Raw genomic sequence first — 14,732 nt, 5'->3', positions numbered from 1 at the left:
CATGACCGAAGCACCGAACACGGCGCCGGATCCGTATCCGTCGATGGGGCCTGGCGATCCCGGCGCCGAAGCCCCGCGCGGCTCGCTGGCGATGACGCTCGCCGGCGAGCGTGTCTGGCTGCTGCCTGAACGCGCCCTCTGGTGGCCCGCCGCGGGCACGCTCTTCGTTGCCGATGTGCACCTGGGCAAGGCGGCCTCGTTCCGGGCGCTGGGGCAGCCGGTGCCGTCGGGCACGACCGCGGACAACCTGTCGCGGTTGAGCCGGCTGGTCGACGGCACGCGGGCGCGGCGCCTCGTCGTGCTGGGGGACCTGCTGCATGCGGCGGCGGCGCAGCAGGCGCAGGTGCTCGATCCGGTGCACCGTTGGCGCCAGCGGCACGCGGCACTCGACTGCGTGCTGATCCGTGGCAATCACGACAGCCGTGCCGGCGATCCGCCGCCGGCGCTGCGCTTCGCGATCGAGGACGAACCCTGGCGCGGCGGCCTCGGACCATTCGCGGCGTGCCATCACCCGCTGCGCGTCGACGGTGCCCATGTGCTGGCGGGGCACCTGCACCCGGCGGTGACACTGCGCGGTCGTGCCCACGAGTATCACCGCCTGCCGTGCTTCTGCGAGTCGGAGGGGCTCATGATCCTGCCCGCGTTCGGTGCCTTCACCGGCACGACGCTGGACGGACTGCCGCGCGACGCACGCTGCCACGCCATCGGCGGCGGGGCGGTGTGGGCGGCCCCCGAGCGCGCTCCGGGGCGCGGCCCCGCGTCCGGGTGAGGGGCCAACGCCGCGGCGGGCGAGAGGCTCAGAGGTGGAAGCCGCCGACGTCGGTGTGGAAGTCGCCGACCTCGGTCCACTCGGCGATGTCCGCGGGCACGGCGAAATGCTTGGACAGCTCGCCCGCCGCCGCCTCGGCGGTCGCGAACGAGTCGCCCCACGGCGCGCTGTCGCGCTTGACCCGCCAGCGTCGCGACAGGCGCGGCTTGATCGTGAAGGTGCCGTCCGGGCCCTGAAAAACGTAAGAGACGGTATCGATATCCATGCTGTCGCTCCGGGTCACGCCCCCAACCGGCGACCCTAACGCAAGCGGCGGCAACTGTCATGCCTGCGTCGCGCAAGGCCGTGACGCGGACGTGTCGGCGGATCAGCGGCCGGGTGCGATTCGTCCACGGTGGATTGGCCAGGCAGCGCGGGCGAGCATCTGTGCCAGGTCGGACGCCCGGCGGCGTTGTTCCGCGGTGATGATGCCTCGGAGTTCAGCGCGATGCAGGATCGTCGAATGGGGGTTGTCACTTGCAGGTGAGGCTATCGCGCCCGCCCAGATCGATTCGGCTGGCGCGCCGGTCTCGTCGGGCAAGAGCAGCGCGGCGATCGATTCGAGACGCACTTGGCCGTCCATCAACAGGCGATTGGATAGCGTCCAGAACCGCTCCAGTTGTTGCACCGCGGACATGACTGGTGACCATGTTGTCCGTAGTTGAAGGCCGCGAGTCGCCGGTCGTGGCGTATCGAGCATCGCTTCGAGCACGGTGCACACGTCGGGTTCGGACAATCGGCCCGAGGCGCGCAGTCGAACGACCTCGTCGAACAGCAAGGACGCGCCCGCAGCGCTTTGGGGCGTGGTATCGATGCCGGCCCAGGCCGCCAACCAGTACCGTCCGTTGTCGGGCACGCGAGAAAGCAAACCGTCGCGCAGAGCCGAAGGAGGCAACAACTGCTGATCGATGGCCTGCTCGAAGAACCGGATGAGGGTGGATTGCATGCGGCCACCCAACTGATCGCTGGTGGGTTTATAGCTAGGCAACGCGGCGCCCCATAGATTGACACCTCCGCGGCCGCGGTCGCTGATCAGGGCGGCAGCGTCCTCGCGGGTCAGGAGACCTGTCCGATGCATCCGCAGGATTTCCGTCAGCCACGCGTCCAACTCCGAGGCATTGCCCTTACTCACCGTGGACAAGGTGAATGTCGTCGAATGGCGTGCTTCGGTGCCGTGGAGAATTCGGCGCATGGCCGCGGAATCGATGAGTTCGGACCGCCTGAGCGCCTGGAATCTCGAGATCAATTCGCGCGCCAGCGGGTCATACGATCGACTCGTTCCCACCAGGCCGACACTCTGATCCGGCGGGCGGGCACCGCCCAGCAACACCTCGATCTGTCCCGGAAGAAGACGCTCGTCCAGGGCCGCGCGCTCGACCGCATCCAGGTATGCACGGACCACCGCATCCTTTCGCGGACCATGGGCCTTGTGCAGAGGCAGGTTTTGGGGATTCGGCCGGAAGATGCGCACCACCTCCTCCGCGTCGAGTCCCTTGCCGATGCCATCCAACAGGGCCTTCATCAGCGTAGAGACCCGTGTGGGGTTGTCACTCAAGACAGCCCAGTTGAGGCATCGAGCATCGAGAAACGACGAGGTCCTTGGTGTCAATGCGGCGATGGCAGTGCCGTGTCCGATCGCGGGCAACGCGCGCACGACCAGTCCGTGTCGCCAGGCATCCACCGCCGCATCTGCCATATGCCGCTGGACCGCTGGCGTAGCGCCCGGCAGATGGCGATTTATCCATGCCACCGCGTCGTCGTCGCCGAGGCGTTGGAGCAACCGAGCCGCCGTGTCCCGCGACAGGATCCAACCGGGGGGCAGTGCGTGCAACTGAGCGGACTCGGCGGCATCGATGACGGTCGAGGCGATGAGGTCCCGTTCTTGAGCGGTCAACCTGGTTGCCGTTGACACGTCGGCACGGTCGATCGCGGCCAGGTCGTGGATGCCGACGGGCCGCTCGAACGAGCGCGTGCCGGCGCCCACCGCGATGCAGGCCCCCTGCGCGTCGATGCATAGGCGGTTGTTGGGGCCTTCATCGCCCGCGAGGCGCAGGCTCAGCCTGGTGGGCGGGGTGGGTGATCGCCGCTGCTCCAGCACGGTGTTCCACATGTGCTTGGCGAGCAGGGTGGGATCGTGATGCACCCATGCCTGCGAGCGGTTCTCGCTGAAGCGAAGCACGCAGGCCTCAGGGATGCGGAGATTCAACCGGCGTTCCAGACCGACCACGCGAAGTCGACATTCGTTCAGCGACGGCGCGCCGCCTGAGGAGTTCGGGATGTCGATGTCGCGCAGACATTGACGCACGAAATCGCGCAGCACGGTGGCCGGGGTCAGGTGCTTCGCCGTGCGTTTGGCAAACTTCGACGTCTGCATGTCGAGGCCCGATGGAGGATCGATCTCGTTGTTCGCGGCGCGCTCCTCGGCGGTGAGCGTCGTGTCGTCCAGTCTGAGCAGGGCGGCGCGAACCAGTCTATCGACCCAGGATGCCTCCGACTGGGCTCCCGTTTCCCCAACCCAGAAGGCAGCGTGTGGGGAACTCCGAACATGAAGGCGGGCGGCTTCCCTGAGCATCTGGTGGCGATGCCGCGCCAAAGTCGCGACCAACGGATGGGGGGCGAGCGCTTCGTCGGCCACGTAGCTCGCCGCGCTTGACAGCGTCGCGTTGACGTGGTCCGCCGGCGCGCTGGTGGAATGGGGGACAAAGGGTTGGTTGGGCCACATGGACGGGACTCCGTTCAAGAATGAATGAAGGTAGTCCGGGAAAGCCGCCCGCGGTTCTCCAGCGTCCTGGCGGCGCCACAGGTGCGCGGAGGGAACGAATGGAGGTGGACCGCGCGATCGCGCTCAGTCAGAGGCTGATGACTTGTCGCGCCGTGACCGCGCGTACCAGCCGGTGAGGTGCGGCACCAGCGTCAGGATCGCCAGCGCCAGCAGCATGCTGACGACGGCGGTGGCCTCGCGGCCCAAGCCGCACGCGACCCCGATCGCGGCGGTCATCCAGATGCCGGCGGCGGTGGTGAGGCCGTGGACCTGCGCTTCCTCCTTCAGCTTCAGGATCGCGCCAGCACCCAGGAACCCGATGCCGGCGATGACGCCCTGCAGCACGCGGCTCATGTCGGGCATCGGCATGCCGCCCTGTTGCGGGACCAGCACGAACAACGCCGCGCCCAGCGACACCAGCATGTGGGTCCGCACGCCCGCGGCCTTGCCTTGCTGCTCGCGCTCGTAGCCCAGGATGCCGCCCAGCAAGGCGGCCAGCAGCAGCCGCACGACCAGGCGGGTGATCTGGGCGACGTCGGGGATGTCGGAGAACTCGGCGCGCAACGTGTCCACGATCTCCTGCGTCCAGGATCGCGTGTCGAGGGCGGCGTCGCCCGCCACCATCGACAGCGCGGGATTCAGCGCGGGCGCGAGGAGGTCGAGCGTGTTCATGGCGGATCCTTTTTCGTCGCGTGCGGCGGGAAGTCGTCCAGCGGCTGACGGGCTTCGGCGGGTTCGATGCCCGATGGCGGGACCAGGGCCGGTGCCGTCGATGCCTTGACCTCCGCCGCGACCGCGGTCGACAGCTCGGCGGCCGCCGCGGGATCCGGGTCGTGCCCGTCGAAGACGAAGCCTTTGGCTGGATGGATTTCCCAGGCACCGTCGCCCTTGAGCTGCAGCACGTGGCTGTGATGTTGGAGCACCGCCGGTCGGTGCGCGATGCTGACCAGCGTCACGCCGTCGCGGCACAGGCGCTGGTAGAGCCGGGACTCGTTGCGCCCGTCGAGCGCGCTGGTGGCCTCGTCCAGGATCACCATCCGGGGCTTGCGCACCAGCACGCGGGCAAAGGCCAGGCGCTGCTGCTCACCCATGGACAGCAGCTTCTCCCAGTCCTGCGTCGCTTCGAGGCCGCCGACGCGCCCGGCCAGCTCGGGCAGGCTGACGTCGTCCAGGATGGCCAGGAGCGCCGCGTCGTCCAGGTCGGTGGTCGTGTCCGGATAGATCATCTGGCTGCGCAGCGTGCCGGGCTGCATGTAGGGCCGCTGGGGGAGGAAGAAGACGTCCTCCAGGGGCGGATGCTCGATGGTGCCGCTGCCGGTGCGCCACAGGCCCGCGATGGCGCGCAGCAGCGAGCTCTTTCCGCAGCCGCTGACGCCGGTGATGAGCAGGCTCTCGCCGGGTTGCAGGGCGAGGTCGAGTTTCTCCACCAGCATGCGGTCGAACTGCGGCGTGTACAGCGTCAGGTCGCGCAAGGCCAGGCGGTCGGCGTGGGTGGTGACGATGCGCTCGCGGTCGCGATCGACGCGGCTCTTGCGCTTGTGCATTACCTCGGACAGCGCGTGCAGCCGGTCGATGCCGGCGACGAAGCGGCTCAGGCTCTCGAAGTTGTCCACGATCAGTGACACGGCGGTCAGCACCGCCGCGAAGGCGCCCGCGGCCTGCACCGCGGCGCCCACTTCCAGCCGGCCGGAGAGCACGGCATCGGCCAGGATCACGCTCGGAACGACCAGCGTCAGCTGGCTGAAGCCGCGCTGGAACAGGTTGAGCGAACGCTGTTTCCTGATCATCTTCTGGTAGTTGGTGAACACGGCCTCGAAGCGGCTTTCGATGTGGGCGCGCTCCTGCCGCTCGCCGCGGTAGAAGGCGATGGACTCGGCGTTCTCTCGCACCCGCATCAGGCCGAAGCGGAAGTCCGCCTCGCGCCGCAATTGCCAGAAGTTCAGCTGGATCAGCGGCGAGCCGAAGACGTAGAGCGCCAGGAAGGTGCCGACCGTCGCGTAGACCGCGAGGAAGACGACCAGCGCCTTGGACAACGACCACAGCACGGCGCAGAAGGCGACCAGTTGCATGGCCGAGCCCATCAGCATCAGCATGAAGTTGGTGGAGCGGCCGGTGAAGGTGTTGATGTCCTCGCTGATGCGCTGGTCGGGGTTGTCCAGGTCGCCGGCGGCGCCGCTGCCGATCTCGTAATACTGGCGGCCGTCGAGGTAGCCGTCGAGGAACTTGCCGGTGAGCCAGCGTCGCCAATGGTTGGAGAACGCGTCGCGCATGTAGTAGTAGAAGGCGTACACCGGCACGGCGAAACCGAGCACGATCAGGCTGTCGCGCACCGACAGCCAGAAGCGCGTGTGATCGCGGGCGGCCAGGGCCGAGGTCATCTCGCCCGTCTTGTCGTTGAGCAGCACGGCGAGCTGGGTCTCGCACAGCATCAGCACGATCAACAGCACCAACAAGGCCCAGGCGGACTTGCGCTGGTTGCCGAGCCAGTAGGGCTTGGCGATCTGCAGGAACTGGCGCCAGGCCGCGGCGGACAGGCGCGGTGGCCGCCTGCGCCTCGGCTTGGGCGTGGCCTGGGGCGCGGGTGGATTCGTGCCGTGGGCGGCGGACGGCGGCAGGTCCGTCGCGGAGGAGGTGGGGGTCGCCATGAGGGGGCTGGAGCCGGGCTGCCGAGGTGACTCGACGGTAGCTCCACCGGATCAGGGCGGGGGTAGGACGGGGACTACAGCGGGTGAAGGAGGGAGGCGCGAGATGAGGAGGACTCCCCCCGGCGCCCGTCGCCTTCAATGCATCAGCTTGGCCACGATCGCGCCGGCCGCGCTGGATCCCACGCAAGTCCCGGCGAACCACCGCAGCAGGCGGGCGCTGATGCGGTCGTCGACGCGTCCCATCACGGCCGCCAGGACCTTGTCGAGGTCGGACTTGAACTCCAATCGAAGGTGTTCCATATCGGTCTTGATCCCGTGCCGCATGTTGTCCATGTCGGTCTTGGTCTGATGCCGCATGGTGTCCATGTCAGTCTTGGTCTGATGCCGCATGGTGTCCATGTCAGTCTTGATCTCGTGCCGCATGTTGTCCATGTCGCTCTTGATCCCGTGCCGCATGTTCTCCATGTCGCTCTTGATCTCTTGCCGCATGTTGCTCATGTCGCTCTTGACCTCTTGCCGCATGTTGCTCATGTCGGTCCGGGTCTCGAGCTGAAAAGCGTCCAGCCTCTTTCCATGCGCCTTCAGCTCGTCCCGAATCTCGACGCGGAACTCCTTGGCCTCCGCGCGAAGGACATGGACCTCGGCACGCAGGCCGTGGACCTCGGACCGGATGCCGTTGACATCGGCGCGGACGTCCTGGACTTCCATACGCAGGCCGTTGACGTCGGAGCGGATCTCCTTGATGTCCGCCTGCATGGCGTCGGCGCGCTCCTTGAGATGCCGCACGTCCGAGCGAATCTCCTGGAAGTCACCGGCATGGTTGCAGGTGTAAATCACTTCGACGTGATTGCGCGAGGGAGGAAGAAGGACCGGCTGAACGCCGCCTCCGTGACTGGATTCGGAAGGATGAGGTTGCATGCGTTGACTCCTGTACATGCGAGGAAAGAAGCCTCGAATGCTAGGAGTCGCGATTCGATCCGAATGTGGTTTCGGAATCGAAGTCGGTCGAAGTCTGATCATTCGCAATTGTCAAATGACCATTCACTCACAACGCGAAATGACAACCGGTCAATGCCATCGTCGGGTCCGTGAAACGCGTGCCCAGGCGAGCACTCGCGGCCAGGCCCGACTCGAAGGCCAGCGGTGACGGGGCGGGATCGAAAGAAGACTGCCGGGGGCAGCGTCCCGACAGCAGGGGATCAGGCGGCGGCCATCTTCGACAGCGACTTGCGGATCAAGGCCGCGTCGCGCAGCCGCTGGGCGGAGCCGTCGGCGTCGAGCAGCACCACGGTGATGGTCTGGCCGCCGCTGCGCAGCCGCATCGCCAGGCATCGACCGGCCTCGTCGGTGTAGCCGGTCTTGGACAGGCGGATATCCCAGCCCTTGGCGCCAACCAGATGATTGGTGTTGCGCAGCTCGCGCGGGCGGCCGTTGATCTCGACCTGGCTGCGGCGGTCGCTGCTGATGCGCGCGATGTCCGGGTAACGCGACGCGGCGGCTGCGATGCGGGCAAATTCGGTGGCCGTCGACGTGTTGGCCGGCGACAGGCCGGTCGGGTCGGCCAGCGTCGTGTGGGTCAGGCCCAGCGCGCGGATCTTGGCCACGACCGCCGCCTCGTAGGCCGGCAGGCCGCCCGGGAAATTGCGGGCCAGCGCGGACGCGGCGCGGTTCTCGGACGAGATCAGCGCCAGCTCCATTGCCGCCTCGCGCGTCATCGTCGCGCCGACGCGCACGCGCGATCGGCTGTGCTTGAGGCGGTCGACGTCGGCGTCGTCGATGCGGATCTGCTCGCGCATGTCCTGCCTGGCGTCCAGGATCACCATCGCGGTCATGAGCTTGGTCAGCGACGCGACCGGCACCACGCTGTCCGCGTCCTTGGCCATCAGGACGCGGCCGCTGTCGTCGATCACCAGCATGTGGCGGGCGTTGACCGGGAGCTTCATCGCCGGCGGCTCGGTGGACAGGACCGGCCCGGCGGGTTGAGCGGGCCGGGCCAGTGCGATGGCCGGCGAGGACAGGGCCGGGTTGGCGGCGGAAGCCGGGGAGGACGAGGCGAACGGGGCCGTGGCGGTCGACGCGGACGCGGCCAGCGGTGTGACCGATGCCGTGCCTGGCGCCGTGACGGGAGCGAAAGTCGCCGGCGCGGCCGCGGCGGGGACCGAGGGATCGGTCAGCGCGGCCGTGGTCGGGACCACGACGTCCGCGGCGGGGGCGTCGCTGGCGGCCTGGACCAGCAGGCTGCCGCAGGTCAGGGCCAGCGCGGGCAGCGCGAGGCGCCAGTTGGTGTGGGCGAGGGTGCTGAGTACGGTGTCTCGGATCGTCACGGCGGTCGGGGGCTGGCGGGTGGCGCGCGGCGGCGGGGTCAGGATTTGACAGCTGCGCACCTTAGAGTTTTCCTGCGCCGCCGTCCATAGCGGCTTGCCGTAACGTGCGTTACGCGTTCTGTCGGCGTTCCGTCGGCGCGTTCAGTCCCATGCCTTGCGCAGCCTGGCCGCGACGTCCAGCGCCGGCTTCAGCAGTTCCGGCAGCGGCGCCTGATGTTGATTCGCCGGACCGACCTTGTCGAAGTGGCGGACCACCTTGCCGGGCAGGAAACGCGAGACGGTCGCGTGCAGGTGACGGTCGCCATGGCGGGTCTGCTGCGTGACGTAGAAGCGCTGCGGCACCATCACCGCCAGGTGGTCCTTGGCGCGCGTCATCGCCACGTACAGCAGCCGGCGCTCCTCCTCGATCTGCGCCTGCGCGCCGGTGCTCAGGTCCGACGGCAGGCAGCCGTCGACGCAATTGAGCAGGTAGACGGCGTTCCACTCCTGGCCCTTGGCCGAATGGATGGTCGACAGGATCAGGTAGTCCTCGTCCCTGTGCGGCACGCCGGACTCGTCGCTGCTCGCGTCCGGCGGATCGAGCGTGAGCTCGGTCAGGAAACGTTCTCGCGAGCCATGGCCCTGGGCGATGCGGACGATCTGCTCCAGATCGGCCAGGCGCACCGGGGCGTCGTCGTGCAGGCGCTCCAGGTGCGGCGCGTACCACTGCACCACGTCCTCGAGGTCCGCCGGCCAGTCGGATGCGGCGATCAGGCGCAGCAGCAGGTCGCGCAATCCGGCCCAGGACGCGGCGGCGGAGGCGGGCGGCTTGAAGTCCCGCAGCGCTTGCGACGGCTCGGCCGGCGCTGCCATCTCGTCCAGCAGCCGCCGCGCGCTGGCCGGCCCGAAACCCGGCAGCAACTGGGCCACGCGGAAGCCGGCCAGCCGGCCGCGCGGGTTCTCCGCCCAGCGCAGCACGCTGAGCACGTCCTTCACATGCGTGCTCTCCAGAAACTTCAGGCCGCCGAACTTGACGAACGGGATGTTGCGCCGCGTCAGCTCCAGCTCCAGCGGCGCGCTGTGGCTGGAGGTGCGGAACAGCACCGCCTGGCGCGTCAGCTTCAGGCCTTGCTCGCGCCGCTCCAGCACGCGGTCGGCGACCCACTGCGCCTGGCGGGCCTCGTCGTCGACGGTGACCAGTTGCGGGCGCTCGCTCGAGACCTTGTCGGTCCACAGGCGCTTCTCGTGACGCTCGGGCGCCATCGCGATGACGGCGTTGGAGGCGTCCAGGATCGGCTGCGTGGAGCGGTAGTTGCGCTCCAGCGTGACGATCCGCGCCGGCGGGTCGAACTGCGTCGGGAACGCGAGGATGTTGCGCACCTCGGCCGCGCGGAACGAGTAGATCGCCTGCGCGTCGTCGCCGACCACCGTCAACCGGTCGCCGCGCGGCTTCAGGCGCTGCAGGATGGTCGCCTGCAAACGGTTGGTGTCCTGGTACTCGTCGACCAGTACGTGCTGGAAGCGCTCGCCCAGCTCCGCGGCCAGTGCGCCATCACCCATCAGCTCGGCCCAGTAGAGCAGCAGGTCGTCGTAGTCCAGCAGCTGCTGGCGCTGCTTCTCCTCGACGTAGGCCTTGAACAGGCGCTTGAGCGCGTCGTGAGCCGGGAAGCACCACGGGAAGTGGTCCTGCAGCACCTGGTCCAGCCGCGCCTCGCTGTTGACGACGCGCGAGTAGATGTTCAGGCAGGTCGCCTTCAGCGGGAAGCGCTCGGCGGTCTCCGCCAGGCCCAGCGCCTGGCGCTGCAATCCCATCAGGTCCTCGGCGTCGGCGCGGTCCAGGATGGTGAAGTTGGGGGCCAGGCCGATGCGGGCCGCGTACTCGCGCAGCAGTCGCGCGCCGACGCCGTGGAAGGTGCCGGCCCAGGGGAAACGGGGCGGTGCCTGCGTCGGCCGCAGGCCCAGCGCGCGATGCAGCATGCGGCCGGCGCGCCGTTCCATCTCGCCGGCGGCGCGGCGGGAGAAGGTCAGCAGCAGCAGGCGCTGCGGATCGGCGCCCGATTGGATCAGATGCGCCACGCGCGCCGCCAGCGTCTTGGTCTTGCCCGAGCCCGCCCCCGCGATCACCAGCAGCGGGCCATGCGCCCCCGGCGCTCCGAGGCCGTGCTCGACCGCGGAGCGCTGCTCGGGGTTGAGGTCGGCGTCAACGTCGGTGGCCGCGGCGTCGGAGAGCGGGGCGATGGTCGGCACGGCGTCGGCGATGGCTTCTGCGGGGGGCATGGGCGGGGATGATAGCTGTATGTAAAACCAGCCCTGCTGGATCGGAGGTGGCATGCGCATTGCCGGGGGAGCAGACTGACATCCTTCCATGCCCATGCTTCAGATCCTCGTCATGCTCGCCGCGTTGTCCATGCCCCTGGTGGCCTGGGCGTCGCAACGCGGGCTGTTCGGCCCCGACAACGGCACCGTGTCGGATCGTTTCCCGACGCTGCTGGTGGCGGACGGGTACGCGTTCTCGATCTGGGGCGTGATCTTCCTGCTGGACTTCGTCTTCGCGCTGTGGATGTTGCGCGGTCATCGCCAGGTGCCGGACCGCGAAGGACACCGCGAGTCGCATCGCTGCCACTGGCTGGTCGTCATCGGCTTCGCATTGACGGCGAGCTGGATGATCGTGTTCTCGCAGCAGTGGTTCTGGCTGGCGCTGGCCGTGATCTGGCTGGCGCTGATCTGCCTGCTGTGGGCGCTGATGCTGCTCGCGCACGCGGCGCCGCGCGGCGCGAGCGCCTGGTTCGCGGTGCTGCCGCTGGGCCTGCATGCCGGCTGGCTGTCGCTGGCGGCCTTCCTGAACACGGCCCAGGTGATCGTCGCCGAGCAGTTGTTGCCGACCGCCGATCAACTGCCCTGGACGCTGGTGCTGTGGGCGCTGGCGGCGCTCCTGGTGCTGGTGGCCAACGCGCGGCTGCATCGGCCCGACGCCGGCCTGCCGGCGCTCGGTTATGCCGCCGCCGTGTTATGGGGCCTGATCGGCGTCTACGTGAAGCAATCGCATGCTGCGATGGAGGGCGCCGGCGCGTCGGCGGGCATCGCCGCCGCGTTGGTCGTGGTGCTGGCCGGGCAGACGCTCTGGCTGCGCATCCGCAACCGTCGCTCGGGGGGATCCGGGTCCGGACGGACACCGGCCATGTCCTATCGACGCCCCTGAGCGCGTCCCCGGGCCGGTCGCGGCCGGCGGTCGATCGAGCGCCCGAGCACCGGCTCGACCGGTGGCCGGACCGAGTGGTCGGCCGATCAGGCCAGGCGGCGCTCGTGGCCGGCGTCGAACAGATGGGCGGACTCGGCCTCCCATCGCAGGCGCACCGCGTCGCCGACGCGCAGGTGCGGATTGCCGGCCACGCGCGACGTGATCGGCCCCATCGGCGTGTCGACCAGCAGATAGGTTTCCGGCCCGGTGGGCTCGATCATGGTCAGCTTGCCCGGCACGCCGTCGTCGGCCAGCCGGATGTGCTCGGGCCGCAGGCCGTAGAGCAGCGCGCCGTCGCCCTGCGCGGCCGCGTTCATCGACGACAGCTGCGCCGCGTTCAGCGGCAGCGGCACGCCTTGCGCCGACAGCGCGTCGCCCTGGCGCGCGGCGGTGACGAAGTTCATCGTCGGCGAGCCGATGAACTCGGCCACGAAACGGTTGGCCGGGCGGGTGTAGATCTCCTCGGGCGTGCCGAACTGCTGGACCAGCCCGTCGCGCATCACCGCGATGCGGTCGCCCAGCGTCATCGCCTCGACCTGGTCGTGGGTGACGTAGACGGTGGTGGTCTTCGTGCGCTGGTGCAGCAACTTGATCTCGGCGCGCATCTCGATGCGCAGCTTGGCGTCGAGGTTGGACAGCGGCTCGTCGAACAGGAACAGCTTCGGGTCCCGCGCCAGCGCCCGCCCCATCGCCACGCGTTGCCGCTGGCCACCGGACAGTTGGCCGGGCTTGCGGTCCAGCAGGTGGCCGATCTGCAGCATCTTCGCGACGCGCTGCAGGATCTCCTCGCGCCGCGCCTTGGGTACCTTGCGCATCTCCAGCCCGAAGGCGATGTTCTGCGCGACGTTCATGTTGGGATACAGCGCGTAGCTCTGGAACACCATCGCGATGTCGCGGTCCTTGCTCGGCAGGTAGGTGACGTCGCGGTCGCCGATGTGGATGGAGCCCGAGGTCGGATGCTCCAGGCCGGCGATCATCGCCAGCAGCGTCGACTTGCCGCAGCCCGACGGGCCGACCAGGATCAGGAACTCGCCGGCCTCGATCGAGAGGTCGATGCCCTTGAGGATGTCCGCCGCGCCGTAGCTCTTGCGGACCTGTGAAATGGCGAGTGCGCCCATGATGTGAATCTCCTTGTCTCTTGCCCGGCCCCGGATCTGGCCGCGATCAGCCCTTGACGGCCCCGGCGGTCAGGCCGCGCACGAAGTACTTGCCGGCCACGATGTAGACGATCAGCGTCGGCGCCGCCGCGATCAGCGCCGCGGCCATGTCGACGTTGTATTCCTTGACCGAGCTCGAGGTGTTGGCCAGGTTGTTCAGGCCGACCGTGATCGGCTTGCTGTCCGCGCCGGAGAAGACGACGCCGTACAGGAAGTCGTTCCAGATCGCGGTGAACTGCCAGATCAGCGTCACCACCAGGATCGGCGTGGACAGCGGCACCACGATGCGCAGGAAGATCTGCCAGAACGACGCGCCGTCCAGCGTCGCGGCCTTGATCAGCTCGTCGGGCAGGCCGGCGTAGTAGTTGCGGAAGAACAGCGTCGTCGACGGCAGGCCTGCCAGCACGTGCACCAGGATCAGGCCCCAGACCGAGCTCGCGATGCCCAGCGTGCCCAGCACCTGGCTCATCGGCAGCAGCACCACCTGCATGGGCATGAAGACGCCGAACAGCAGCAGCGCGAACAGCAGCTCGCTGCCGCGGAAGCGCCACTTCGTCAGCACGTAGCCGTTGAGCGCGCCCAGCGCCGTCGACACGAGCACGGCGGGCACCACCATCAGCACCGAGTTCATGAAGAACGGTCGCAGGCCGCCGCAGTCGGTACCGGTGCAGGCGCTGCTCCAGGCCTTGGACCAGGCGGCGAAGGACGGGCTCAGCGGCAGCGACAGCAAGGTGCCGTTGCGGACCTCGTCCATGCTCTTGAGCGAGGTGCTGACCATCACGTACAGCGGCCCCAGGAAGAAGGCCGCGAACAGCAGCAGCGCCAGCAGCAGGATCGCACGCTGCGCGCTGAAGCCGCGCGCGGGCGGCGAGGTGGGGGAAGGGGTCATGGCGCGGCGCTCACGGCTTCGAGCGGAGCTCGGAATAGAGGTAGGGCACGACGATGGCCGCGATGGTGGCCAGCATCATCGTGGCGCTGGCGGCGCCCAGGCCGATCTGCCCGCGCGAGAACGCCATCGTGTACATGAAGGTCGCCGGCAGGTCGGTCGCGTAGCCGGGACCGCCCGCGGTCAGCGCCATCACCAGGTCGAAGCTCTTGATCGCCAGGTGCGACACGACCATCAGCGTCGAGAAGAACACCGGCCGCAGCGTCGGGATGACGATGCGCCAGTAGATGCGCGGCAGCGACGCGCCGTCGACCTGCGCGGCCTTGATGATCGAGTCGTCGATGCCGCGCAGCCCCGCCAGGAACAGCGCCATCACGAACCCCGACGACTGCCACACGCCGGCGATGACGACGCAGTAGATCGCCATGTCGGGATCGACCAGCCAGTCGAAGCTGAAGTGCTCGAAGCCCCACTGGCGCATCAGGTGCTCGATGCCCAGGCCCGGATTGAGGATCCACTTCCAGGCCGTGCCGGTGACGATGAAGGACAGCGCCATCGGGTACAGGTAGATCGTGCGCAGCAGGCCTTCGCCGCGGATCTTCTGGTCCAGCAGGATCGCCAGCAGCAGGCCCACGGCCATCGCGCCGCCGATGAACAGCGCGCCGAACAGGCCCAGGTTGGTCAGCGCGAGCCACCAGCGCTCGTTGTCGAACAGGGCGCGGTACTGGCCCAGGCCGACGAAGCTGTAGTTGGGCAGCAGCCGTGACGCGGACAGCGACAGGTAGCCGTTCCAGGCCATCAGGCCGTAGATGAAGAGAAACGAGATCAGGAAGGTCGGCGCGACCACCAGCTTGGGAAGCCAGGGACTGCGCGGAGCTCGGGAAGCGGACATGCGAGCGGGCCTGCGGCGGGCACGCGCGGGGCGTGCGGAAGG

Annotated in this window: 12 protein-coding genes; 2 read left to right on the top strand and 10 right to left on the bottom strand. The window is 68.6% G+C overall.

Annotated features, from left to right (window positions below):
* Position 1 precedes the first annotated feature (1 nt).
* On the top strand, positions 2 to 769 hold the full coding sequence (gene pdeM / locus CDN99_RS11180; RefSeq protein ID WP_375134435.1) for a ligase-associated DNA damage response endonuclease PdeM: 768 nt from the start codon (positions 2 to 4) through the stop codon (positions 767 to 769).
* 28 nt (positions 770 to 797) lie between these two features.
* On the opposite strand, the gene CDN99_RS11175 is transcribed toward pdeM, so the two are convergent.
* From CDN99_RS11175 to CDN99_RS11140, 7 genes are all read right to left on the bottom strand, one after another.
* A complete protein-coding gene (locus CDN99_RS11175; protein WP_088384937.1) occupies positions 798 to 1,034 on the bottom strand; it encodes a hypothetical protein in 237 nt (78 codons plus the stop codon).
* Positions 1,035 to 1,136: 102 nt separating this feature from the next.
* A complete protein-coding gene (locus CDN99_RS11170) occupies positions 1,137 to 3,530 on the bottom strand; it encodes a hypothetical protein (protein WP_088384936.1) in 2,394 nt (797 codons plus the stop codon).
* 123 nt (positions 3,531 to 3,653) lie between these two features.
* Entirely contained in the window at positions 3,654 to 4,193 is a 540-nt protein-coding gene (locus CDN99_RS11165) for an MgtC/SapB family protein (RefSeq protein WP_088385214.1), read from the bottom strand.
* 44 nt (positions 4,194 to 4,237) lie between these two features.
* The gene (locus CDN99_RS11160; RefSeq protein ID WP_088384935.1) at positions 4,238 to 6,214 is read right to left on the bottom strand and encodes an ABC transporter ATP-binding protein/permease; all 1,977 of its coding nucleotides are present in this window, start codon (positions 6,212 to 6,214) and stop codon (positions 4,238 to 4,240) included.
* 135 nt (positions 6,215 to 6,349) lie between these two features.
* Positions 6,350 to 7,051 carry a CCDC90 family protein gene (locus CDN99_RS11155; RefSeq protein WP_088384934.1) on the bottom strand — a complete coding sequence of 234 codons (702 nt, stop codon included), beginning with the start codon at positions 7,049 to 7,051 and terminating at the stop codon, positions 6,350 to 6,352.
* Between the two features lie 362 nt (positions 7,052 to 7,413).
* On the bottom strand, positions 7,414 to 8,598 hold the full coding sequence (locus CDN99_RS29270) for a serine hydrolase (protein ID WP_238139480.1): 1,185 nt from the start codon (positions 8,596 to 8,598) through the stop codon (positions 7,414 to 7,416).
* 81 nt (positions 8,599 to 8,679) lie between these two features.
* A complete protein-coding gene (locus CDN99_RS11140; protein WP_088384932.1) occupies positions 8,680 to 10,794 on the bottom strand; it encodes an ATP-dependent helicase in 2,115 nt (704 codons plus the stop codon).
* Between the two features lie 88 nt (positions 10,795 to 10,882).
* Between CDN99_RS11140 and CDN99_RS11135 the strand changes: the two genes are divergently transcribed.
* Positions 10,883 to 11,716, top strand: a complete 834-nt coding sequence (locus tag CDN99_RS11135) for a TspO-related membrane protein (protein WP_202820252.1) — start codon at positions 10,883 to 10,885, stop codon at positions 11,714 to 11,716.
* A gap of 86 nt (positions 11,717 to 11,802) precedes the next feature.
* On the opposite strand, the gene CDN99_RS11130 is transcribed toward CDN99_RS11135, so the two are convergent.
* From CDN99_RS11130 to CDN99_RS11120, 3 genes are read right to left on the bottom strand one after another with little or no spacing between them, the layout of a single operon-like run.
* Entirely contained in the window at positions 11,803 to 12,873 is a 1,071-nt protein-coding gene (locus CDN99_RS11130; RefSeq protein ID WP_088384931.1) for an ABC transporter ATP-binding protein, read from the bottom strand.
* 46 nt (positions 12,874 to 12,919) lie between these two features.
* Positions 12,920 to 13,801: a carbohydrate ABC transporter permease gene (locus CDN99_RS11125; protein WP_088384930.1), complete on the bottom strand. Its 882-nt coding sequence runs from the start codon at positions 13,799 to 13,801 to the stop codon at positions 12,920 to 12,922.
* 10 nt (positions 13,802 to 13,811) lie between these two features.
* Positions 13,812 to 14,690, bottom strand: a complete 879-nt coding sequence (locus CDN99_RS11120) for a carbohydrate ABC transporter permease (RefSeq protein WP_088384929.1) — start codon at positions 14,688 to 14,690, stop codon at positions 13,812 to 13,814.
* Positions 14,691 to 14,732: the final 42 nt, after the last annotated feature.

Source organism: Roseateles aquatilis (genome assembly GCF_002205645.1).
In the GTDB taxonomy this organism is placed as follows: domain Bacteria; phylum Pseudomonadota; class Gammaproteobacteria; order Burkholderiales; family Burkholderiaceae_C; genus Roseateles; species Roseateles aquatilis.
Note: the sequence above shows the minus strand (reverse complement) of the source record. Positions and strands in the feature narration are given on the sequence as shown.